The organism is Ensifer sp. R1-3 (assembly GCF_056739175.1).
Genome location: NZ_CP096516.1, coordinates 1095407 through 1118535, shown reverse-complemented (window position 1 = coordinate 1118535; position 23129 = coordinate 1095407). Strand labels below are relative to the sequence as shown.

Annotated in this window: 19 protein-coding genes; 12 read left to right on the top strand and 7 right to left on the bottom strand. The window is 62.1% G+C overall.

What is annotated here, in order from left to right; genetic code table 11:
* Window positions 1-27: 27 nt before the first annotated feature.
* Complete coding sequence (gene exoX, locus M1D43_RS22420; protein WP_014527105.1) at window positions 28-324, bottom strand: exopolysaccharide production repressor ExoX; 297 nt, start codon at window positions 322-324, stop codon at window positions 28-30.
* 773 nt (window positions 325-1097) lie between these two features.
* Here exoX and exoY point away from each other — a divergent pair.
* The 4 genes from exoY to exoZ are packed head-to-tail and all read left to right on the top strand — an operon-like array spanning window position 1098 to window position 5415.
* Entirely contained in the window at window positions 1098-1778 is a 681-nt protein-coding gene (gene exoY, locus M1D43_RS22415; RefSeq protein WP_010975907.1) for an exopolysaccharide production protein ExoY, read from the top strand.
* Window positions 1779-1830: 52 nt separating this feature from the next.
* Window positions 1831-3096 (top strand): exopolysaccharide production protein ExoF, encoded by a 1266-nt coding sequence (exoF, locus tag M1D43_RS22410; RefSeq protein ID WP_010975906.1) that lies wholly within the window; start codon window positions 1831-1833, stop codon window positions 3094-3096.
* A gap of 7 nt (window positions 3097-3103) precedes the next feature.
* Window positions 3104-4411 (top strand): O-antigen ligase family protein, encoded by a 1308-nt coding sequence (locus tag M1D43_RS22405; RefSeq protein WP_014527107.1) that lies wholly within the window; start codon window positions 3104-3106, stop codon window positions 4409-4411.
* Window positions 4408-5415 (top strand): exopolysaccharide production protein ExoZ, encoded by a 1008-nt coding sequence (exoZ, locus tag M1D43_RS22400; protein ID WP_014527108.1) that lies wholly within the window; start codon window positions 4408-4410, stop codon window positions 5413-5415. Before M1D43_RS22405 ends, exoZ begins: the two co-directional genes overlap by 4 nt.
* Before the next feature lie 85 nt (window positions 5416-5500).
* Here exoZ and galE read toward each other — a convergent pair whose 3' ends face one another.
* A complete protein-coding gene (galE, locus tag M1D43_RS22395; RefSeq protein WP_010975903.1) occupies window positions 5501-6487 on the bottom strand; it encodes a UDP-glucose 4-epimerase GalE in 987 nt (328 codons plus the stop codon).
* Between the two features lie 531 nt (window positions 6488-7018).
* Here galE and M1D43_RS22390 point away from each other — a divergent pair.
* From M1D43_RS22390 to queE, 4 genes are all read left to right on the top strand, one after another.
* Window positions 7019-8833: an ABC transporter ATP-binding protein gene (locus M1D43_RS22390; protein ID WP_010975902.1), complete on the top strand. Its 1815-nt coding sequence runs from the start codon at window positions 7019-7021 to the stop codon at window positions 8831-8833.
* A 144-nt stretch (window positions 8834-8977) separates the two neighbouring features.
* Entirely contained in the window at window positions 8978-9688 is a 711-nt protein-coding gene (queC, locus tag M1D43_RS22385) for a 7-cyano-7-deazaguanine synthase QueC (protein WP_010975901.1), read from the top strand.
* Complete coding sequence (queD, locus tag M1D43_RS22380) at window positions 9688-10044, top strand: 6-carboxytetrahydropterin synthase QueD (protein ID WP_003528526.1); 357 nt, start codon at window positions 9688-9690, stop codon at window positions 10042-10044. The genes queC and queD overlap by 1 nt, the downstream gene beginning before the upstream one ends.
* Complete coding sequence (queE, locus tag M1D43_RS22375; protein WP_013850574.1) at window positions 10041-10778, top strand: 7-carboxy-7-deazaguanine synthase QueE; 738 nt, start codon at window positions 10041-10043, stop codon at window positions 10776-10778. The genes queD and queE overlap by 4 nt, the downstream gene beginning before the upstream one ends.
* Before the next feature lie 46 nt (window positions 10779-10824).
* Here queE and M1D43_RS22370 read toward each other — a convergent pair whose 3' ends face one another.
* Window positions 10825-12645 carry an ABC transporter ATP-binding protein/permease gene (locus M1D43_RS22370; RefSeq protein WP_017263555.1) on the bottom strand — a complete coding sequence of 607 codons (1821 nt, stop codon included), beginning with the start codon at window positions 12643-12645 and terminating at the stop codon, window positions 10825-10827.
* 868 nt (window positions 12646-13513) lie between these two features.
* Here M1D43_RS22370 and M1D43_RS22365 point away from each other — a divergent pair.
* Complete coding sequence (locus M1D43_RS22365; RefSeq protein WP_003528529.1) at window positions 13514-13765, top strand: helix-turn-helix domain-containing protein; 252 nt, start codon at window positions 13514-13516, stop codon at window positions 13763-13765.
* A gap of 95 nt (window positions 13766-13860) precedes the next feature.
* Here M1D43_RS22365 and M1D43_RS22360 read toward each other — a convergent pair whose 3' ends face one another.
* Complete coding sequence (locus M1D43_RS22360) at window positions 13861-14244, bottom strand: response regulator (protein WP_014527110.1); 384 nt, start codon at window positions 14242-14244, stop codon at window positions 13861-13863.
* Entirely contained in the window at window positions 14241-16964 is a 2724-nt protein-coding gene (locus M1D43_RS22355) for a PAS domain S-box protein (RefSeq protein WP_014527111.1), read from the bottom strand. Before M1D43_RS22355 ends, M1D43_RS22360 begins: the two co-directional genes overlap by 4 nt.
* Before the next feature lie 179 nt (window positions 16965-17143).
* Here M1D43_RS22355 and exsH point away from each other — a divergent pair, with 179 nt between their 5' ends.
* Window positions 17144-18541, top strand: a complete 1398-nt coding sequence (gene exsH, locus M1D43_RS22350) for an endo-1,3-1,4-beta-glycanase ExsH (RefSeq protein WP_013850578.1) — start codon at window positions 17144-17146, stop codon at window positions 18539-18541.
* Window positions 18542-18606: 65 nt separating this feature from the next.
* Here exsH and M1D43_RS22345 read toward each other — a convergent pair whose 3' ends face one another.
* On the bottom strand, window positions 18607-19596 hold the full coding sequence (locus M1D43_RS22345) for a sugar-binding protein (RefSeq protein WP_014527112.1): 990 nt from the start codon (window positions 19594-19596) through the stop codon (window positions 18607-18609).
* A 404-nt stretch (window positions 19597-20000) separates the two neighbouring features.
* On the opposite strand from M1D43_RS22345, the gene M1D43_RS22340 reads away from it, so the two are divergent.
* Together M1D43_RS22340 and M1D43_RS22335 are read left to right on the top strand one after the other, a co-directional pair.
* Window positions 20001-20741, top strand: a complete 741-nt coding sequence (locus M1D43_RS22340; RefSeq protein WP_004434512.1) for an ATP-binding cassette domain-containing protein — start codon at window positions 20001-20003, stop codon at window positions 20739-20741.
* Window positions 20742-20769: 28 nt separating this feature from the next.
* Window positions 20770-21768: an ABC transporter permease gene (locus M1D43_RS22335; protein WP_004434515.1), complete on the top strand. Its 999-nt coding sequence runs from the start codon at window positions 20770-20772 to the stop codon at window positions 21766-21768.
* 54 nt (window positions 21769-21822) lie between these two features.
* On the opposite strand, the gene M1D43_RS22330 is transcribed toward M1D43_RS22335, so the two are convergent.
* Complete coding sequence (locus M1D43_RS22330) at window positions 21823-23073, bottom strand: S41 family peptidase (protein ID WP_010975891.1); 1251 nt, start codon at window positions 23071-23073, stop codon at window positions 21823-21825.
* Window positions 23074-23129 lie beyond the last annotated feature (56 nt).

The following is a 23129-nucleotide window of genomic DNA, read 5'->3' as shown; positions in this document are numbered from 1 at the left end:
ATTGCGAAGGAGAGCGGCGCCAGCCGCTCAGGAATTGAGATGATGAGGCCGGTTCAGTCTGCGCAGCGAGACCTTCCCCGGCTGCTTCTCATCGTTGGCGGCCTCGGCCGTCACGAACTGCTTCTGTGAAGAAAGCCTACGGCGCTCGCGCGCCTCTTTCCATACGAGGAACAGGACGGCGATGAAGTAGCCGACCTGAATGAGGACCGCGCAGATCAGGGTCTGGATCGCCGTCGAGGCGAGCGATCCATTGAGGTAATAAGTTGCAACGGCAAAAGCCGCCAAAGCGCCGATCATGCTCAGAAAAACACGCGGTGCGAACATGGCGCTAACCTACCTTCGGGTCTGCGATTGGGAACCTCATAAGAGTTGTTGCCCTCTCCTCCTGCCTGGCCACTATATTAGCGCCCGCTTTTCTCTTCAACCGGGAAACGCTACTTTGTTGCAGTCGAGCATACATCGGAAATCTTTCCGCCGCCTTTAAGCATTGGCTCCATTTCGCACAATTTAAACGGGTGTGATCGCGGATAAGTTCCCCATCTCCGGGGCAGTTTGCCGCGTGAGATGGATGCGCGCGGAACGCGGCCGTAGTTCCCCTAAAATTGCCCGGCCTTTCGGAAAGCTGCCTTGGGTTCTGCCTCTTGGGGCGTGTGGCCGGCCTTTTTTCCCGATCAACTTTTGTTACACGTGTTTGAGCGGGTAGCCTCAGCAACTGTGCGCCGCAATAAAATGTTGCGATGCAAAAAAAGTGAGGGAAAGTTGCCGCGCGTCAATTTCGTGCACCAGCGGGTCCGCTGTCCGTCAGTGCAGAATGATGCGTCTATTACCAATACTTTATAAATCCGAAATAACTAGCCCGCGACGATGTTTCCGGTTTGCGATGTACCGGAGAACTATCCTAACCCCTGATTTGCGCTCTCCGAAATTAACTCTTCGTAATATTTCGCGACTTTCGCCACCTTGAACCGTTGGCGAGACGGGCGGCGCAGAGCTGCCATTATTCCGCCTTCAAAAAACAAATTCTGACCATACACTCACGTTAGATGAGCCCGCGTCCCACGGGACCGACAATCGCCAACGTAAATGGAGTCACCTCTATGAAGTCCGCGACGCGCTCGGCCAGTTCGCCGTTTTTTATCCCCGAAGAAACCGGGGCAGTCCGACCGATCGGAGGTATGGCAAAACGCAGTTTCGACGTTCTTGCCGCCTCCGTGGCCCTCCTTCTCTTCAGCCCGCTCTTTTTGCTCATCATGGCCCTCGTCAAGTTCTCGGACGGCGGCAGTGTCTTTTATGGGCATCGCCGAATCGGTCACAATGGCCAATCCTTCAAGTGCCTGAAATTCCGTACGATGATGGAAAAGGGCGACGAGGTCCTCGAAGAGTTTTTCAGGATCAACCCCGACGCCTATGAAGAATGGCGTGCGACCCGCAAGCTTCAGAACGATCCGCGCGTGACCGTTGTCGGGGCAGTCCTGCGTAAGCTCAGCCTCGACGAGTTGCCGCAGCTCCTCAACATCATTCGCGGTGAAATGAGCGTCGTCGGCCCCCGTCCGGTGGTCGAAGACGAACTCGAACTCTATGATTCGGCAGCCGTCTTTTATCTGCGATCGCGTCCCGGCCTGACGGGGCTCTGGCAGATCAGCGGCCGCAACGACGTCTCCTACGCCACGCGCGTCGCTTTCGACACGCAATATGTCCAGAACTGGTCGCTTTTCGCCGATCTTGTCATTGTTTTCAAGACGATCCCTGCCGTTTGCCTCTCCCGCGGCAGCTACTGAAATCTTGGCGCCGTCCGGAACGGGCAACGTCGAGCAACGGAAATATCCAAAAATGCAATCGAATAGACGATCAGGGAAATCCGCTGGTTCCCGTATGGTTTCCTGTTTTACCCGCCTGGCGCTCCTTGCTGCACTCGCAGCCTCAGGGGCGTCGCTGGCGCGGGCCGATGAGTACCGGCTCGGCGTCATGGACAAGCTCCGAGTTCGCGTGGCCGAGTGGCAAACCGCCGAAGGGGCGGTCCGCGACTGGTCGGCCGTCAGCGGCGACTATACGGTGGGTCCATCCGGCAGTCTTTCCCTGCCCTTCGTCGGCGATTTGCCTGCCTCCGGCAAGACGACGTCGGAGGTCGCCGAAGAGATCGGCGTCAAGATGCAGAAGCTTTTCGGTCTCAGGGATCGCCCCTCCGCGTCGGTGGAGATGGCGCAATATCGTCCGGTCTATCTCTCCGGCGAGGTGCAGACGCCCGGAGAATACCCCTATGCTCCCAATTTGACGGTATTGAAGGCCGTCAGTCTCGGGGGAGGGCTTCGGCGGGCGGATAACGGCCAGCGATTCGCGCGCGACTACATCAATGCCAGCGGGGAATCCGCGGTGCAGGTTGCGGAACGCAGCCGTCTGCTCATTCGCCGCGCGCGACTGCTTGCCGAAATCGGCAAGCGCGACACAATCCCCATGCCCGAGGAGCTCAAGAACGTCCCGGACGCCGAAAAGCTGCTCGACAGCGAGACTGCGCTTATGGAATCGCGTGACAAGCGCCAGAAGCGTCAGCTCGATGCGCTCGCCGATCTGAGATCTCTTCTCCAGAGCGAGATTGAAGCACTCGCAAAGAAAGCCGAAACGCAGGCCCGCCAGCTCGAGCTTGCCACGGAGGATCGCGACAAGGTCGACAGCCTTGCCGAAAAAGGGCTGGCGCTGAGCCAGCGCAAACTGTCCCTCGAGCAGCGGGTCGCGGACGTTCAGGCGTCGCTGCTGGACATCGACACCGCATCCCTCAAGGCAAAGCAGGATGCAAGCAAGGCGGCGCAGGACGAAACGAACCTCCGCAACGACTGGGATGCTCAGCTTGCTCAGGAACTGCAGAACACCGAAGCCGAGCTGGACACGCTGACGTTGAAGCTCGGCACCAGTCGGGATCTCATGACCGAGGCGCTGCTGCAGTCGGCGGATGCGGCCCAGCTCGAAGAGCAGGCCGCCGAGATTACCTATTCGATCATTCGCGACAAGGACGGCAAGCCGACCGAGATCGCCGCCGACGAGAACACACCCGTGCTGCCCGGCGATGTCATCAAGGTGAATACTGCACTGGCGATGCGGTGAGGCAGGCATGAGGATATCCAAGGCGAGCCTTGTCAGACCTGGAGCGAATGAAGTCTACGGCATCTTCGCCCTGGCCTTGTCGCTCTTCGTCTTCGCCTATTCGGCGCGCTTCGGACAGGTTTCTATCCTCGCCTATTATGGCCTGTGGCTGCCGCTCGTCCTCGTGGACTACCGCAAGGTTCTCGGCAACTACGCCAGCTATCTATGGATATTCGCCTTCACCATCTTCGCCTGCATTACGATCTTCTGGTCGGCGGCCCCGTCCTTGTCGCTGCGCACCGGAATACAGTATCTGAGCCATGTCGTCTGTGCGCTCATCGCAATGCGCACGATCGACATCCGCACGCTGACGCGCGGCATGATTGCGGGCGCCGCAATCGTGCTCCTCTATTCGCTGCTCTTCGGTACCTATCATTACGATCCGCTGGACGGCACCTACAGCTTCGTTGGAGCATTCGCGTCGAAGAACCAGTTGGGCTTCTACGCCTCGCTCGGCATCTATTTCGCCTTCGCGGCCGTGTTTGTGCTCGGGGAGAAGGGGCTGTGGATGGGCGCGGCAGGAGGTGCCGGATTGCTTGCCGCCTATTGCCTGCTGACGTCGCAATCGGCGACCTCCGTGTTGACGACTGCGGCCGTCATCGGTCTTTGCCTCGGGATGCGGGCGATCACGGCCTTGCGTCCCGCCAGCAGGAAGCTCCTCTTCATTGCCGCATCGGTGTTCGGCGGCGTTGCCGCCGTCGCGATGATCTATGCCGGTGGCGTCGATCTGATCCTCGGCGCCTTCGGCAAGGATTCGACGCTCACCGGGCGCACCTATCTCTGGCAGCAGGGCATCGAGGCGGCGAAGGTGTCGCCACTCGTCGGCGTCGGCTATCAGGCCTATTGGGTGCAGGGTTTCTCCGAGGCCGAGCGGCTATGGGAGGAGTTCTATATCGGTTCGCGCGCCGGCTTCCATTTCCACAACACCTTCATCGAAGCGGTCGTCGAGACGGGCTTGATCGGCCTGATCCTGCTTACCATGGTGCTGGTCACAGCGTTCTTCGGACAGTTGAAGCGCTTGCTTTCGGAGGATCGCGATCCGGAGTCGATGGTACTCTTCGGTCTCGGCGCGCTGCTCTTCGTGCGTGCCTTCGTCGAAATCGATATTCTCACCCCCTACCACGTCGGGTCCTTCCTCTTGTACTTCACGGCAGGCAAACTGACGATCCCGCGCCGCCGGCGGGCAGCGACGCTGCTCTGGCCGGCAGGACTCGATCCGGCGCCCTACGGGCGAACTTTCGGCCCGATGATACCGCGGTCGGGAGACAGCCGTTGAAGACGATCCACGGCATTCAATATCTTCGCGCGGCGGCGGCAATCGCCGTCGTGCTCTTCCACGCGGCGGAAAAGACCGGCCATCATTTCACGATCGGAGCCGCCGGCGTCGATGTCTTCTTCGTCATCAGCGGCTTCATCATGTGGGTCATCAGCGATCGCAGGTCCGTGACACCCGTCGAATTCATCGCCGATCGTGCCCGCCGCATCGTGCCGGTCTATTGGCTCGCGACCGGCGTGATGGTCGCGGGGGCACTGGCGGGTCTGTTCCCCAATCTGGTGATGACACTGGAACATGTTCTGGCGTCGCTGTTCTTCGTGCCCGCGCGCTCGCCGAGCAGTGGAGAGATTTGGCCTGTGCTCGTGCAGGGCTGGACGCTCAATTTCGAGATGCTCTTCTACGCGGTCTTCGCCGGCTCGCTGTTCATGCCGCGCAACTGGCGGCTCCCCGTCGTCTCGGGGCTGTTCCTAGCGTTGGTGATCGCCGGCCGCGTGGTCGCCTTCGACGATGCGGTGATGCTGACCTATACGCGGCCGGTCATTCTGGAATTCGTCGCCGGCATGATCATCGGCGAGTTCTGGTTGAAGGGCAGGGTACCGCCACTCGCTGTCGGTTCCGCGCTGTTCGCCTGCTCGCTCGGCGGCTTCGCTCTCATCGGTGTGCTCGGTCTCCCATTCGACGAACTGACGACCGGGCCGCTGGCGGTGCTGCTTGTCATCGGCGTGCTCTCTCTGGAGGCGAACGGCTGCGTGCGGGCGCTGTCGCTGCCGGGGCTACTCGGCGACGCCTCCTATTCGATTTATCTCTGGCACACTTTTGCGATTTCGGTCGTGGCGAAGGCAGGACTTGCGATCGGTCTCGGCGCGCCCGCAACGATGTTCGCAGCGGTTCTTTCGGGAACGCTCATAGGCATCGCCGCTTACATGATGCTCGAGCGCCCGCTGCTGCGGCGCGGCCGCGCCCGGCGAGTCACGGCAGGCCTGGCAGGCCGAGCGGCCGAATAGAGCGCCTTGAGGAAAAGGCTGAGCGGTTTGGAAAGAAGACCGGGCAACCCCTCGTTCCGGCAGCCACGGTCGCTGGTCGCGAAAGTCAGCCGCCCTGATTTCTGCGCGAGTGCCAGTTCCATGCCGATTCGGTAATCGCTGCGAGATCGTATTGCGGCTCCCAGCCTAGAACCTGACGCGCCTTGTCATTGTTGGCGACAAGCGTGGTCGAGTCGCCTTCGCGCCGCTCGGCGTAGCCGATGTTGAACGGTCGCTTGGCCACTTTCTCGATCGCGTCCAGCAACTCCTTCACCGTGGTACCGGTGCCGGTCCCGAGATTGAGCGCAACGCTCTCGCCGCCCTCGAGGAGATAGTCGACCGCGCGCACATGGGCATCCGCCAGATCGAGGACGTGGATATAGTCCCGCACGCACGTTCCGTCGCGCGTGTCGTAGTCTGTCCCGAAGACCTTGAAGCCCTCGCGCCGCCCAAGTGCCGCATCGATCGCGAGCGGGATCGCATGGGTTTCCGGCTCATGCCATTCGCCGATGCGGCCCTCGAAGTCGGCACCCGCGGCATTGAAGTAGCGCAGGATTACCGAGCGCAGGCCCTTGTAGAGACCGTAGTCCTTCAGCGCCTGCTCGCAGATCCACTTGGTGCGGCCATAGGGATTGATCGGGGCCTGCTTATGGCTCTCATCCATCGGTACGCTGTCGGGCAATCCGTAGGTCGCGCACGTCGATGAGAAGACGAAGGCGTCGATGCCCGCGGCAAGCGCCGCAGACAAGAGGGTCAGCGTGCCGATGACGTTGTTGTCATAGAAGGCGGCCGGGTCCTTGACCGACTCGCCCACCTCGATCATCGCCGCGAAGTGCAGGATCGCCCGCGGCTTGTGCCGCGCAAGAACCTCGTCAAGACGCTGCCTGTCACGGATATCGCCCTTTTCGAGAACGCCCCACTTGACGAATTCCTCGTGGCCGTTGGAGAGGTTGTCGTAAACGACGGGTTGGTAACCCTTTGCCGCAAGCTGAAGGCAGGTATGCGAGCCGATATAGCCGGCGCCGCCGACCACGAGAATGTTGTTGTTCTGCACGGGCAACCTCTGGGGATGATTTCTGAAATTCGACGGGCAGGCTTGGCAATGAATAACGGCGAAATTTCCAACAGAATATGAAAGTTCTGCAAAATCGCGGCATTTTCAACAGCTTCGCGGCGCGGAAGCGCGGACTGCACCGACGTTCAATCCCGGATGTTGCATGCCATCTGCGCATTAAGCGGCGTGATCGGGAAACTGTTGCAAACTTGCAGCACGCCGGCTCTGCTTGCGGGAAAATACAATATTGGCGCTTGGCGTCCGCGAGGACCTCAACTATAAGCGGTCCTTCGGCAATCAGATCAGGGAGGTTACGATGCAGGCATTTTCTTCTCCCTACGGGGCGGATCCACGATCCTGACCCTGTGACGCAAGCGTTCTCGCTTCTTCGCAGCAGGCAGGAATTGTCATCGCCCCACCGCTTCTTCTTAGAAGCCGGCGATCCGCTGATGCCGTTCTGACCCTTTCCCCAACGGCATTTTCATGCTTTCGCAATATTGAGGCCGGTGCGCTCGTCACCGGGCAACACCTATGGCATTTACTCGTTTCACGGCGCGCAACCGCGCCTTCCGTAGCGTTTTTCGATTCTCCTGGGACCATTGGAAGAAGCAGCCGGTGCGGCTCGCGGCTCTTCTTCTAACTGTGCTGCTTTCGACGCTCGCCGATGTGCTTACGCCGCTCTACTCCGGCCGGCTGGTCGACGCGGTGATTTCAGGTGCGGCGAGCGACGACGTCGCCTGGAATGCGGCGATGGCGGCCTTCATGATGCTGATGGCCCTGTCGTTCGGTGCCATCATCCTCAGGCATGTGACCTTCATGGGTATCGTCAGCCTCACGCTGAAGATGATGTCGGATATCGCCGCGGCCGCCTTTCATCACATCCAGCGGTTCTCCAGTGACTGGCACGCCAACAGCTTCGCCGGTTCGACGGTCCGCAAGGTGACGCGCGGCATGTGGGCACTCGATCTCTTGAACGATACGCTCCTCGTCGCGCTTTTCCCTTCTATCGTCATGCTGGTCGGCTCCACGGCGCTGATGGCCTGGTACTGGCCGATGATGGGGGTGATCATCGGGCTCGGCTCGATCGCCTTCATCGCCGTCACCGTTTCCCTGTCGCTCGGCTATGTGGCGCCGATGGCGAGCCTTGCCAACAGCTGGGACACGAGGCTTGGCGGGGCGCTCGCCGATGCGGTCAGCTGCAATACCGTCGTCAAGGCCTTCGGTGCGGAAGGGCGCGAGGACGCGCGTCTCGCCAAGGTCCTCCGCAAATGGGAGAACCGGACGCGGCGCACCTGGTCGCGCGGCACTCTCAACGGTACCGCGCAGGGCGCAATGCTGCTCGTCCTGCGCGCGGCCGTGATCGGCTTTGCCCTCCTGCTGTGGGCGAGAGGGCAGGCGACCGCAGGCGACATAACCTTCGTGCTCACCTCGTTCTTCATCCTGCAGGGCTATCTGCGGGAGGTGGGGATGCATATCCGCAACCTGCAGCGGTCGATCAACGACATGGAGGAGCTCGTCGCCATTCACGCCCAGCCGCTCGGCGTCGAGGACCGGCCAGGCGCAAAGCCCATCCGCATCACCGAGGGCGAGATCGAGTTCCGCGATGTGACGTTCCACTATGGAGCCCATCGCGCGCCTCTCTACGAGGGCTTCTCGGTCAACATCGCGGCCGGCGAGCGTGTCGGTCTCGTCGGGCACTCCGGTTCGGGCAAGACGACGTTCATCAAGCTGATACAGCGTCTCCATGATTTGAATGCCGGTGAGATCCGCATTGACGGGCAGAATATCGCCGACTTCACCCAGGCGTCGCTGCGCCAGCAGATCGCCATCGTGCAGCAGGAGCCGATACTGTTTCACCGCTCGCTTGCCGAGAATATCGCCTATGCACGGCCGGGGGCGACGCAACGCGACATCGAGGAGGCGGCAAGGCTTGCGAGCGCGCATGACTTCATCGCCGCATTGCCGAAGGGCTATGGGACGCTGGTCGGCGAACGTGGCGTGAAGCTCTCGGGCGGCGAGCGCCAGCGGGTGGCGATTGCCCGCGCCTTTCTGGCGGATGCACCCATCCTCATCCTGGACGAGGCGACGTCGAGCCTCGATTCGGAGTCCGAGGTGCTGATCCAGCAGGCGATGGAGCGGCTGATGACGGGGCGCACCACGCTCGTGGTCGCACACCGGCTTTCCACCGTACGTGCGCTGGACCGCCTTCTGGTCTTCGATCGCGGCCGCATTGCGGAAGAAGGCGACCACGGCGCGCTCATCCGCGTCAAGGGCGGCATCTATCGCAGTCTCTTCGAAAGACAGGCGCTGGAACTGACGAAGGGTCTCATCCTCAGCGAGGGATGAGGTCGCGAGCCCGGCCGAGGGCCGGTCGACCGCTAAGATGCAGCGATCGACCGGTCGGCCATTCACAAGCCGTCCTCTTTGGCCTAAAAGGCGCGCAGTAGAACTCCGGTCGCAGCCTACCCGGTCAAAACAAGGACACCTGTCATGAAGACAATTGTAATCTGCTCCGGCGGATTGGATTCCGTTTCGCTTGCGCACAAGGTCGCGGCTGAACAGGAGCTTTCCGGCCTCCTGTCGTTCGATTACGGCCAACGGCACCGTAAGGAACTGGATTTCGCCGCCGCCTGCGCCAGGCGCCTGGGCGTCCCGCACCAGATCATCGACATCCGCGAGATCGGCCGCCGCCTCACCGGATCGGCGCTCACCGACGAGGTGGACGTCCCGGACGGACACTATGCCGAAGAGACGATGAAGGCGACGGTGGTGCCGAACCGCAACGCCATCATGCTTGCCATCGCCTTCGGGGTCGCTGCAGCCCGCAAGGCGGATGCCGTCGCGACCGCCGTGCACGGGGGCGACCACTTCATCTATCCCGATTGCCGGCCGGGCTTCATCGATGCTTTCCAGGCAATGCAGGACCACGCGCTCGATGGCTATGCGGATGTCGCGCTCTATGCGCCCTTTGTGAACGTCTCGAAGGCGGACATCGTCGCGGACGGAGCAAGGCACGATACGCCCTTTGCCGAGACCTGGTCCTGCTATAAGGGCGGTGCCCGCCATTGCGGGCGCTGCGGCACCTGCGTCGAACGGCGTGAAGCCTTTCACCTCGCGGGCGTCCCTGATCCGACGGAATATGACGATCCGGACTTCTGGGTCGCGGCGACCGGCTCCTTCGTTGCCGAAGAGGTGAAATGATGTTCCGCATCACCAAGGAATTCCATTTCTCCGCCTCGCACCAGCTGAAGAGCCTGCCGGCCGAGCATCAATGCGCGCGGCTGCATGGGCACAATTACATCGTCGAGGTCGAGCTTTCCGGCGAAACGCTGAACGAGCATGGATTCGTGCGCGACTACCACGAACTCGCGCCACTGAAGCAATATATCGACGAGTGCTTCGACCACCGCCATCTGAACGACGTGCTCGGGCACGATCGGGTGACGGCGGAATGCCTGGCGCAGCATTTCTACGAATGGTGCCAGGCTCGGCTGCCCGAGACGACAGCCGTTCGCGTCAGCGAGACAGCGAAGACCTGGGCGGAATATCGGCCATGATCCACACCCGATCGAACGAAATCCGCGTCAGCGAGATATTCGGACCGACGATCCAGGGGGAGGGGGTGCTGATCGGCCTGCCAACGGTATTCGTCAGGAGCGGCGGCTGCGATTACCGCTGTTCCTGGTGCGACAGCCTCCATGCCGTCGACAGCAACTACCGGCATGAATGGCAAACGATGTCGACCGAGGAGGTTTGGCAGGAAATCGTTCGGCTTTCGGGCGGTGAAGCTGTGATGGTTTCGCTATCGGGCGGCAACCCGGCAATACAGCCGCTCGGCGATCTGATCGGCCGCGGGCACGAAAAAGGCTATCGATTCGCCCTGGAAACGCAAGGTTCGGTCGCTCGCGACTGGTTCGCCGCTCTCGACGTGCTGGTGCTCAGTCCTAAGCCGCCCTCGAGCGGGATGGAGACCGACTGGGAAGCTTTGGACGACTGTCTCCGCAGTGCTGGAAACAAGCCGCAGACGGTATTGAAATTCGTGGTCTTCGATGAAGCGGACTATGCCTATGCAATGACAGCTGCCGCGCGCCATCCGCATCTTCCCGTCTATCTGCAGCCCGGCAACCATACTCCGCCGCCCGCGGAGGAGGCGGACGCGCCGATCGATATCGACGGCGTGATGGAGCGGATGCGCTGGTTGGTCGATAGGGTTGTTGCCGACAGGTGGTTCGAGGCGCGGGTCCTGCCGCAACTGCATGTCCTCATCTGGGGCAACAGGCGCGGCGTTTGAAGCAGCAGTCGCGCGTCTTATCAGGCCGCAGCACTTCGATCCGAACTCAAGGCGCACCGCGTGCGGCCACCTCCAGGCCCGAAACACCTCCGCCGAGGCGAACCGGCTTCAGGGCCGGAGCTTCGGCGTCCTTGACGAGATGGATCACGCGGGAGAACTGCACTCCGTTTCGCGGCGTTCGGCCGATCTTGATCACCGCGGTCTCCCGCAGGTCGGCCTCGAAGATCGAAAGGGCCCGTTTCAGGGCATCGGCGTCCATGGTCTCCAGCGCTTCGTCGATGACCACCCAACGGGGTTTCTGCACGAGGAGCCGGGCAAAGGCCAGGAGGCGCTGCTCGTCGTCACCGAGTTCGCGTTCCCAACGGGCCTCGCGATCGAGCGACGTCGCGAGATGGTCGAGCCCGACCTTCGCAAGCGCAGTCACGAGCACCTTGTCGGGGAAACTGTCGGCGTGCGGATAAGCAAGGGCGTCGCGCAGGCGGCCGCGGGGGAAATAAGGCGCGCGAGGAATGAAGGCCACGGCTTCGCCGGCCGGCATTCCCACGCGGCCGTTTCCCCAGGGCCAGAGCCCGGCGAGCGCCCGGAAGACCAGCGTCTTCCCGGCACGCGGATCGCCGATGATGTTGACCCGCTGGCCGGGGGAGATCTCGATACGAGACTCCGCCAGCCTGGTTCGACCCGAGCGGGAGACCACCTCAAGGTTCTCGAACGTCATGGTGGCACTCTCGTTCTCGACGAATTCGATACGCTTTTCATCGCCGTGCAGCGTGTCTGCCGTGATCAGCGCCCGGCGAAAGGCGGCAACGCGCAGCAGCGTTGCGCGCCAATCCGTGATGGCGCTGACATTGGCGACGAACCATTTCAACGACGAGTGCACCTGGTTGAACGCCCCCACCGCCATCATAAGGCCGCCGAAGCTAATGTTTCCCGCGAAATAAACTGGCGCTGCAACGAGAATGGGTGCGACGACCGTGACCCAGCCGTAGCCGTCCTGAACCCAGGCAAGATTGATCTCGGCTCGGAATATCTTGCGCGTGGCGTCGAGCACGGAGGAGAGGTCGAGTTGCAGGCGCCGTCGCTCCCCAGCCTCGCCGCCCGCAAGCGAGATGCCGTCGATATGCTCGTTGGCGTGCATCATCGAGAAGCGAAGATCGGCTTCGCGGGCGTAGCGCTCGCCGTTCAGAACGATCAGCCGGCGGCCGACGAGCCAACTCAGCCACGACGCGGAGCCGGCGTAGAGGATTGCAGCCCACACCATGTAGCCGGGAATTTCCAGCGACCGTTCGCCGATCTGGAAGGCAAAGCCCGCTGAAAGGGACCACAGGACGCCAACGAACGAAATGAGCAGGATCGACGATTGCAAAAGCCCGAATCCGAGGCTGGTCGTGAGATCGGCAAGGTGGCCGGCATCTTCCTGCATGCGCTGATCCGGGTTCACGCCGATCGTGCCGGCATTGGCCAGCCGGAAGGCACGCCGCGGCCGCATCCATTCGCCGATCAAGTCCAATGTCAACCCTTCGCGCAGCTTCAGGCGCACCATCTGATTGAGCCACTGCTGAGCGACGTTGAACACCAGCAGGACGCCGGCGAGGAGGACGAACAGCATGAGCTGATAGAAGAAACTGTTGAGATCGCGCCGTTCGATCGCGTCGAAGAAGGGCCGGTACCAGCGGTTGAGAACGATCTGCCCGATGGCGGTGACGATGATTATGGTGAAGCTGCCGGCCGCCAGCCATAGGATAGGCTTCAAAACCGGCGAGGCGACGAAAGCGTGCCGCATCATCTCGAACTGCTGCCAGATACTGCTGCCTTCCGATGGGGCGGCGGGCGTTCGGGCCTGAGTCTCATTGCCGGTTTGGTTCTTCATCTCCAATTCCTTCCCCTCGGCGCACACGGCATCCCAATCTAATCCGACGGTCGGTACGCGCGGCCATTGGGCCCACGCGAAGCGCGAACGGAAAGATCCGGGACGTTGTGTTTGCGGTCGCCTCTGTGGCTTGAACAATCTGCCGGCCGGGGCGAGTGCCGTATGGCAGCGCCCGGTTTCATGCTCGGCGGCGGCGATCCGCCAAGTGGAGATTCAGTGCCGAGCAGCAGTCGGTACGAAGCAAATTTGCCGTTAAAAAACTGTGATGCAGCTAAATTAGGAATCCCCATACCGTTCAATGTATGGATAACGGCGCCGCCTGAAAACCGGATTTTGGTCCGTTCCGAGGAAGTCAGACCCCACCGGCCTTGCGGAACGGCATCGGCGAGTATGCAGCAGCGACCTGCGACCCTTTGAATGTATTCGAGATTTCTTTTCCATATGTCGCGTGGGAAGCGCCTGACCGGCCCGGCGGGCTTTCCAGTAAACTTTTGTGATCTGCCGGCCCCAACCGTTATCGCCGCCCTCATCCGCGCCTCGCTCGCAGTTGCCGGGCACGATTCTCGGCCTGATCGCCGAATCGAGACATCGCAACCCCACGGTGCCGAAACCGACATTCCAGTAGCCGACTGCCGCTTCCGGTGCACAAGAGCGATTTCGGCTTGTCCATGTTACAACGATGACATAAAACGTTACCGCCGTCCTGCAGCACCGCGCGTCTCACGCGCACAAAGGTCGCTGCAGCACTTTCATCTGCTGCATGTTTTTTCCCTTGAATCGCGGTTCAGGGGGCATGCAGTGACGCGTGTCGACCCGTACTCAACAGCAAAATTCGTAAGAATTTTCATGCCAAGAGAAGGAGACATTTATGTCTATTTCACCCTCCAACATTGGCGACAAGGAAGCCGCTCCGATGCCCAACGGCGACATCGCCGCTCGCGTCAAGGCCGCGCGTGAAGCGGTCGGCTACAGCATCGAGGATCTCGCGGTCACCTGCGGCCTCGCCGTCGTCGAAATCAACGATATCGAGAATGGCACGGACTTCAGTCCAGCGAAGCTCAAGCGCGTCGCCGGCGCACTACAGGTGCCGCTTTCCCATTTCCTGCCCACAGAAATGTGAGATCGGCGGCAGTAGAAAAAAGGGTGCGCCGTTCCGCCACCTTCTGCCGCAACCGCTCAGCACCGCGACCCACTTGTAATCTAGCACCGGCCGGCTCACACGCCGGCCGGGCTGCCATTAAACGGGTGGAGGCCTTCGATCTTCTGGATGAGTTGCGTGCCGTCGAAGGGTTTTGCCAGGCGGGGCAGGGCACGAAATCGTTCAGGCAAGTCAAGCGCCGTATAACCGGTCAACAGAAGCACCGGCACCTCGCGCTCCATGAGTTCGTCGACGAGCGGATAGGCGAACTCGCCGCGCAGATTGAGATCGAGAGTAGCGATATCGAACGGATGCGCGCGGGCGGCGGAGATCGACTGAGCGAGGCTCGTGAATGGGCCGATCACCGAGTAGCCGGCAGCGACGAGATCAGCTTCAATCTGCAGTGCGACAAGAAACTCGTCCTCCACGACGAGCACCCGATATTGGTCTCCGTGGTTCATCCGGGGGCTCCGCGCGGATAGGGAACATCGATCGTGCATACCAGCCCTTGCGGCGCGAACTCGAGATGCACTTCACCGCCAAGATCCGAGGCGAGAACCCGCTCGAGCAGCAGACGGCCGAAGCCATTATGCTTCGGCGCGACAACGACCGGTCCGCCCGTCTCGCTCCAGCAGATCCGCAGCCGCTCACTTGCCACGTCGATCATCCACTCGATATCGACTCTTCCGCTCCTGACGGAGAGTGCCCCATGTTTCGCGGCATTGGTTGCAAGCTCGTGCGCCGCCATGCCGAGTGTCAGCGCATGCTTGGGCGGCAGCATCGCCGGCGGGCCCGCAAGGGTCACATTCGTCCTGCTGTCGTCGTGATACGGCGACAATTCGTCGAACAGCACGGTTTTCAGGGAGACGCCCGACCAGCTCGCCTCCGCCAGGCGCGTATGGGTTTGCGCGAGGGCCCTTATGCGTGCATCGAAGGAACGGTGTGCCGCTTTGGCGTCCGGATTGGTCGAGAATGTTTGCCGTGCGATCGACCCGACGATCGCCAGCGTGTTCTTCACGCGGTGGCTGAGCTCGGCGACGAGGAGATTGCGCTGCGCTTCGGCCTCCCTGCGCTCCGTGATGTCCATGCAGACGCCGGTCAAACGCCTTTTGGGGCCGTTGCGCGGCGAAAGCTGTCCGAAAGCCTCCATCCACCGGATTGTCCCGTCGGGAAGCTGAGCACGGTAGACGACGTGGTAGTCTCCGTCTGTCTCGATCGCCCTGGCCATCTCGCGCTCGATCAAGGGAAGATCGTCCGGGTGTATGTCGCGCTTGAAGTCGGCCAGCGTTCCTCCGAACGATCCGGGCTCAATACGGTGAAGCGCCTCCAACCCCGGCGACCAGATCACCTCACCCGTTTCGAGGTTCCACTCCCAGGCGCCCATATGCCCGGCATCCAGTGCGAGCTGCAGGCGCCGTTCGCTTTCCTGGAGCGCCTCCTCCGCCTGCTTGCGCCCGGTGATGTCGACAGCGGCAGCGACAGCTCCGACCACTTCGCCTGTGACGTCGCGCAGCGGAGTCGCGTTGCCGAAGATATGACGGGAGCTTCCGTCGTCGAAGCGCACCTCCTCCTCGAAATTCTGAACCTCTTCGCCGCGAGCCGCCCTTTGTACGGGCAGCTCCTCCGGCGACAATGCGCGCCCTTCAGAGAAAACGCGGAAGTTGGTGGGGTGCTCGCCGGGAGGCGCCGACATCGACAGATTGCTGTCGTGCGGCAGCCGCAGAATCTCGTAGGAGCTGTTATTGCCGCTGATGACGCGGCAATCGGGCGTGCGTGCAATCCAGATCAACGCCGGCACGGCCTCCATGATCGCCGCCAACTCGGCCGCGCGCGCCCTTTCGTTCGCCTCGTTGCGGCGCAGCTGCTCCTCGGCCTGGCGCCGTGCATATTCGGCTCTCATGCGCTGGATGCTGAATCCGAGTTGTCGCGCGATGGTGAGCGCCATGCCGATCTCGGAATCCGCAAACCGGTGTGGCCGGTCGTAGTAGGTCATGAATTTCCCGATCAGCCTGCCTTCCGTGACGAGCGGGAAGAAGCCGAGCGCGGCGATGCCTTCGCCGACTATGCTCTCCTTCAGCTCTCGCGAGAATTCCGCGTCGTCGACATTCTCGACGAAGATCGGCTCGGGTTCGTTCGCTCCCGTAATCCAAGGGGAGTGTCCGTCGACAGCGCGCTGATAATGCTCCGAAAGGCCGCGCGCGGCGACGAACCGCATGGTCCCTTTCTCATCGAAGAGCAAAATTGAGGCGCGGTCGCAATTCAAGGCGCCCTGAATGGCATCCAGTGTCGCCTCGTAGACCTCTTCTATCCGTTTGGTACGCTGCACCCTTTCGGTCAGACGATACAACGCGGCCTGCTCACGAAAGCGGGCAGCCAGTGCCTCTGCTGCGCTTTTCGTCTCGGTGATGTCGCGGGCGATCTTGGAAGCGCCGATGATGCGGCCGGTGGCATCCCTGACGGGGGAAACGGTAAGCGAAATGTCCACCAGGGTCCCGTCCTTGCGCCGGCGCTTGGTCTCGAAGTGGTCGACCAGTTCGCCTCTGCGAATGCGTTCGAGGATGCCGGGCTCCTCGCTCAGGCGTTCTGGCGGTATGAGAATGGTGATCGACTCGCCGATAACTTCTTCGGCCGCATAGCCAAAAAGCCGCTGCGCGCCGCGGTTCCAGCTGGTGATGATCCCGTCCAGGTTCTTCGCGACGATGGCATCGTCGGAAGATTCGACGATCGCGGCGAGATAGCGGGAACTGCGCTCCATATCCTTCGCGCCACTGAGGTCCATGAGGACATTGACGGCTCCGGTCAATGCGCCCGTGTCGTCGAAGATCGGCGTCGGATGCGGCAGAAGCGGGACCGAGGCGCCGTCCGGCCGGACCGCCACCACTTCTTCGCCCCTGACCGGCTGTCCTTCTTTCAATGTGCGCGCCATTGGGCACTCGTCGTGCGGGAGGGGTGAGCCATCCGGCCGCCTCAGTTGCCAACTGACGCACCAGCGATCCTTGCCGAGCTCCGGCTCACGACCAGCAACGGCTGCAGCCGCGGCGTTGCAGTAGGTGACGATGCCCTCGGCGTCGGTCGCATAAACGGGCACCGCAAGGGCGTCGAGCACGGCGCGGTAATCGGGCGTGTCAGAAGTCGTGACATCGTCAATCGTTGTTTTGGGTAGAATTTCTGCGCCGTGCATGTTCCCTCCGCAGCCGCCGCCAACTTCAAAAAACGCAGTGACCGCTGCTTTGTTCCCCGTCCGTCCCCCAAACTCTTGGGGGTTATTAAAACTTGAGCCCCGTCTAGATTAGGCCTGAGGACCGCGATCAGCGGCCGGGGTGAGCGGAGGAAACCGACCATCAAACTGGAGACATTTCGATGAGCAAAACCGTATTGAACGCCGTGGGAACGCCGCTTTACTACAGCGGCAGTTCAACTGCGTGGTTCTCCGCCACCGGCTCAGGCCCCACACTCCATGGCACTGCCGGCAACGATTCCATGTGGGGCGACAGCTCCGTGAACGTCACCATGATCGGCGGTAGGGGCGACGACATCTACTACCTCTATTCGTCGATCAACCGGGCGTACGAGGCGGCCGGCGAGGGCGTGGACACGATAAGCACGTGGATGAGCTACACACTGCCGGCGAACTTCGAGAACCTCACGGTTACCGGAAGCGGCCGGTTCGCATTCGGCAACGAGACGGACAACATCATAAAGGGTGGGTCGGGAACGCAGACGATCGACGGCCGCGGCGGCAACGATGTCCTGATCGGCGCGGGCGGTGCCGACACCTTCGTGTTTGCGCGAGGCAATGGAAGCGACCTGATCACCGATTTCAACTATGACGACATCGTACGCCTCGACGGCTACGGCTTCACGTCGTTCGAGCAGATTCTGTCCAATGTGGCTCAGGAAGGCGCCGATCTCCGGCTCCATCTCGCCGATGGCGAGAGTCTGGTATTCGCGAACACCACCGCCGACGAATTGCAGGCGCACCAGTTCAGGCTAAGCCTCGACCGTTCCGTCCTGTCTCAGACTTTCTCGGACGAGTTCAATACGCTTCAGCTCCGAAACGGTACAAGCGGGGTCTGGGATGCCAAATTCTGGTGGGCGCCGGAAAAGGGAGCGACGCTTTCGAGTAACGGCGAGCAGCAATGGTATATCAATCCGAGCTACGAGCCGACCGCTTCCGTCAACCCCTTCTCCGTCAACAACGGCGTGCTGACGATCACGGCCGCGCCGGCGTCGGAGGCGATCCAGGCCGAGATCAACGGCTATGATTACACGTCCGGAATGCTGACGACCTACTCGTCCTTTGCCCAGACCTACGGCTATTTCGAAATGCGCGCGGACATGCCGGACGACCAGGGCGTCTGGCCGGCCTTCTGGCTGCTGCCCGCCGATGGTTCCTGGCCGCCGGAACTCGACGTCGTGGAAATGCGCGGACAGGACTCGAATACGGTCATAGCGACGGTGCATTCCAATGAAACGGGCTCGAGAACGAGCATTGAAAATGCGGTGAAGGTCGCCGATGCGAGCGGCTTTCACACATACGGGGTGCTTTGGACGGAAGAGGAGATCGTCTGGTATTTCGACGATGCGGCGATCGCGCGCGCCGACACGCCTTCCGACATGCACGACCCGATGTACATGCTCGTCAACCTGGCGGTGGGCGGCATCGCCGGCACGCCGCGCGACGGTCTCGCCGACGGGTCCGAAATGAAGATCGACTACATCAAGGCCTATTCGCTCGACGCGGACTGGCAGATCTGAACCAAGGAGTTCGAAGGCCGGCAGCCTGCGGCGCCGTGCGCGGCAGGATGCCGGCCTTCGACCGGTTATTTCTGGATGCAGGTATCCGCGGTCTCCTTGGTGCACTCGTCGAGGCCGGTAAAGACCGGATCTTCGACCGGTTTGCCGGCGATCAGGTCCAGCATGACCTGCGGGGCCTTATAACCCATTTCGAACGGCCGCTGCCCGACGAGAGCGGTGACCAATCCTTCCCTGGCGATCGCGACTTCCTCGCCGATCGTATCGGCGGCGCCGATGACGAATTCGTTCTTGGCGATCTTGTCGGCCATCGGCTTGAACAGATCGCGATAGGGCTGTGGCGCGCCGAACAGCGGCCATCCGCCCATGATCCCGAAAGCATCGAGGTCGGGATTGGCGGCAAGGATGTCGGTCATCGCCTGCACGCCCTTGGCGCCGTCGTCATTGGTGAAGACCGGGCAGCCTGCCACTTCCGTCCAGTTGCCTTCGCCCTTGAGTTCCGCCAGGCCCTTCTGGCCGGTCAGGGCGTCCCGCATACCCTGGGCGCGGCGCAGAATGTTGTCGGCGCCGGGATTGCCCTCGATGGTGCAGATCTTGCCCCCATTGGGCTTGGCCTTCTTGATGTATTCGCCGATGCGGTAGCCCATCAGATAGTTGTCCGTTCCGAGATAGGTCTTGCGCAGGGCAGAGTCTTCGGCGGCGAGATCCGCATCCACGGTCATGACCGGAACCGATGGATTGGCGGTCTTCAACGTCTGCGCGATGAGCTTCGCATTGGATGGCGAGATGGCGATGGCTGCGGTTTCCGCCTTGCCAAGCATGTCCTGGACGATCTGCGCCTCGCCGGCCTCATCCGAGGTCGAGGCCGGACCCGTGTAGAAGCACTCGTATTCCGCCTCCGGATTTTCCTTGTTCCACTTCTGGCAACCCTGGTTGATCGCTTCGAAGAAGGGATTGTCCAGCCCCTTCACCACGATGACGAGCTGTTTCTTCTGGGCCATGGCCGTTCCGGCGCTGAGTGCCAGAGCGGCAACGGCAAGCAATAGTGCCTTCCTCATTCCATCCTCCCTTGAAACAAGCGGACACGCGCGTGCCCGCGCCTTGAAATATGAGAATTTCGGTAGGCGGCGGCGTCGCGCAGCCGTCGATCCATCGAGGCGTTGAAGAGCGGCCGGTCGCGCGCGGATCGTCAAGCAGCGCCGCGATGAAGTGCCGCCTGACCCTGCCCGTGCCCCGGGGACAAGGATCAGCATGCTCTCCTCCCAGCACTAGCTAATATCCGCGCGAACGGCACGTCAACGACTATTTGTATGACAATATGAGTTTCAGCGTATGTGCGAAGCGATTTGTAGGACTATTGATTGACGCTTTCCCGCGCATTTGCGTAAATGGGACCGGTCGCCTTGCCGGGAGAGCGCGAAAGCGGGGGAGGCGGCCCGCTGCTTCGGGAGGCTAGACGGCTGTGGCAGTTCTCGAACTCGTCAACATTTCCAAGCATTTCGGCGCCATTCAGGCGGTGAGCGACGTGTCGCTCTCGCTCGAGCGCGGCGAGGTGGTCGGCCTCATGGGCGACAACGGCGCCGGCAAGTCGACGCTGGTCAAGATGATGGCCGGCAATTTCCGGCCGAGCCATGGAACGATCCGGCTCGACGGTGCGGAACTCGTGATGCATCGTCCGGTGGAGGCGCGGCAGCACGGCATCGAGATCGTCTATCAGGATCTGGCGCTCTGCGACAACCTCACGGCCGCTGCGAATGTCTTTCTCGGGCGGGAGATCAGGCGTGGCATCGGGCCGCTGCGCATACTCGACTACAAGGCGATGTACCGCCGCGCCGGCGAGATTTTCAGGGAGCTGAAGTCGGAGACGCCGCCGCGCAACCTGGTCAGGCAAATGTCAGGCGGTCAGCGGCAGGCGGTCGCAATCGCGCGGACGATGCTTTCAGAGGCCAAGATCGTGCTCATGGACGAACCGACGGCGGCCATTTCGGTGCGGCAGGTGGCCGAGGTGCTGAACCTGATCCGCGAGTTGCGCGACCGGGGCATCGCCGTCGTGCTGATCAGCCACCGTATGCCGGACGTCTTTACAGTCGCCGACCGGGTCATCGTCATGCGGCGGGGCAGGAAGGTCGCCGACAAGCCGATTGCCGCGAGTTCGCCGGAGGAGGTGACGGGCCTGATCACCGGCGCCATCGAACAGGTGTGAACAATCGGAGAGAAAGCGAAGGTCGACAATGGCAATTACGCTCGATCGGGCAGTCGGACAGAGAGACCGGGGATGGCTCTCGTTCCTGTTGGCCAGCCAGGCATTCTGGGTCCTGGTGGCGGTCATCCTCGCCTGCCTCTTCCTGTCGGTTGCCACCGACTCCTTCGCAACGGCGAAAAACCTCTACAACATCACGCGCAATTTCACCTTCGTCGCGATCATCGCTCTCGGAATGACGCTGGTCATCATTACCGGCGGCATCGATCTGTCGGTGGGTTCGGTCCTCTGCCTGTGCAGCATGGTGCTGGCAGTGGTCATGCATGCCGGTTACGGCATCGAGGTGGGTATTGCCGCCTCGATCGGCACGGCGCTGGTCGCCGGCGCATTCAACGGCGTCATGATCGCCTATCTAGGCTTTCCGCCTTTCGTGATCACCCTCGGAATGCTCTCGATCGCGCGAAGCCTGGCGATGGTCGCTTCCAACAATACGGTCGTATTCGAGTTCGGCCCGGACCACGACACGCTCCTGGCTCTTGGCGGCGGCGCCTGGTTCCTCGGCATCGCCAATCCGGTGCTGTACATGATCGTCCTGGCACTCCTCACCGGCTTCGTTCTGCGCTGGACGAAGTTCGGCCGCTACGTCTTCGCCATCGGCGGCAACGAGCATGCCGCGACGCTCACCGGCGTTCCGGTGAGAAGGATCAAGGTCGCCGTATACATGATCTCCGCGCTCGCAGCCGGCATCGCAGGCATCATCCAGACCGGCTGGCTCGGGGCCGTGACGACCAATATCGGCGCAGGAATGGAGCTTCAGGTCATCGCCGCTGCCGTCATCGGCGGCGCCAATCTTGCCGGCGGCGCCGGCACGGCCTCCGGCGCTCTGATCGGAGCTGCGCTGATCGAGGTGATCCGCAACAGCCTCGGCCTGCTCGGGATCAACGCATTCTGGCAGGGCGCCTTCATCGGCGGCGCCATCGTGCTCGCGGTGCTTTTTGACCGGATCCGAAACTTCCGGCAAAGCGAATAGACGAGGGAAGGGCGGGCTCGGCGCGGCCCCGCGTTCAAGAAACGGATCGCCGGCTCAGCCTTTGGCGAGGATGCGCCGCATCTCTTCCATGGCGGCTTCGCGCTGCGGGTCGCGTCCGCCGGCGTAGGGCAGGGCGAACGGAACGGGTACGTCCGGTTCGACGCCGCGCCCCTCCAGCCGCACGCCGTCGTCGATTACCGCATCGGAAACCGCAAGCTCCAGCATGCTGTCGTCCGGCAGGAGATAGGCGCGACCGGCAAGAAGCGCGCCCGCCGTGCGCGTCCCGACGAGCGGGATTCCATTGGCCTTCAGCGCATAGGCGAAGAGTTCGAGGCCGCTTCTCGACCCCTCGTCTATGATGGCGACGACCGGGCGGCGCCAGCGGACATTGGCGAGCATATCCTTGCCGCTGCGCGAGATCAGCCTGAAGTTCGGCGTATCGCCGACGAAGAGCTCCGCCGCGTCGGGCGGGCCGCCGCCCCAGCGTCCGCGCAGATCGACGACGACGCCATCGGCGTCCTTGAGACGGCCGGTCGCCAGTTCCCGTGCTGCGATATCGAGTCCGTCGGGACTGGAGAGCGTCCAAAGACGCAGATAACCGATGCGCCGCCCATCGCTCACATTGACGGACACGCTGTTCTCGATCGCCTTTTCGAATGTGGGCAAAGGCCGTAGCCGCTCGACCGCGACACTGGTCGTAAAGGGTTGTGCGCCGGCATTGCGGCGCAGGCGGATCTCCACCTTTTGCCCGGTCCTGCCGCGGAAGGATTCGATTTCGCGATACGGCGCGCCATCCACGGACAGAACCTCGTCGCCCACCCGGATACCCGCCTTGTCCGCAGGCGAGCCGTCATAGACGTCGCTGACGAACGGCAGGCCGTTTTCCATCCGGGTAACCATGCCGACCCCGGCATAGCTGGCCCGGCCATCCGGCGGGAACAGCCGCTTCATGTCGTGGCGGATAGCGTAACGGAATATGTCGGCGAGTTCGTAATAGGCAATCGAATCCTGCGTGAAGCGGGCCGTGTGCGACGCGTCGAGGCTCGCGAGGATTCTCTCGATCGCAGCATCGACACGGGGCTCCGTGCTCTTCGCGTTCAGCGGGTCGCCGCCATCGAGTTCCTGCCGTACCGCTGCGCCAAAGCCGTCGAGCGCTGAGGGATCGTGAAAGTTGTCGGCGACGAGCGTGACGACGCGGTCGAATATCGGATGACCCGAACGCGGCAGGTCGAGGCCGAAGCCTTGGGTGGGAACGAGGAGAAGCAGGAACCCGGCCAACAGGCCCCCGGGCATCTTCGCGTGCATGGATCGATCTCCGTTCTCCGGGGATCATACCGGCACATAGGCGGCTGCAGTGAGGC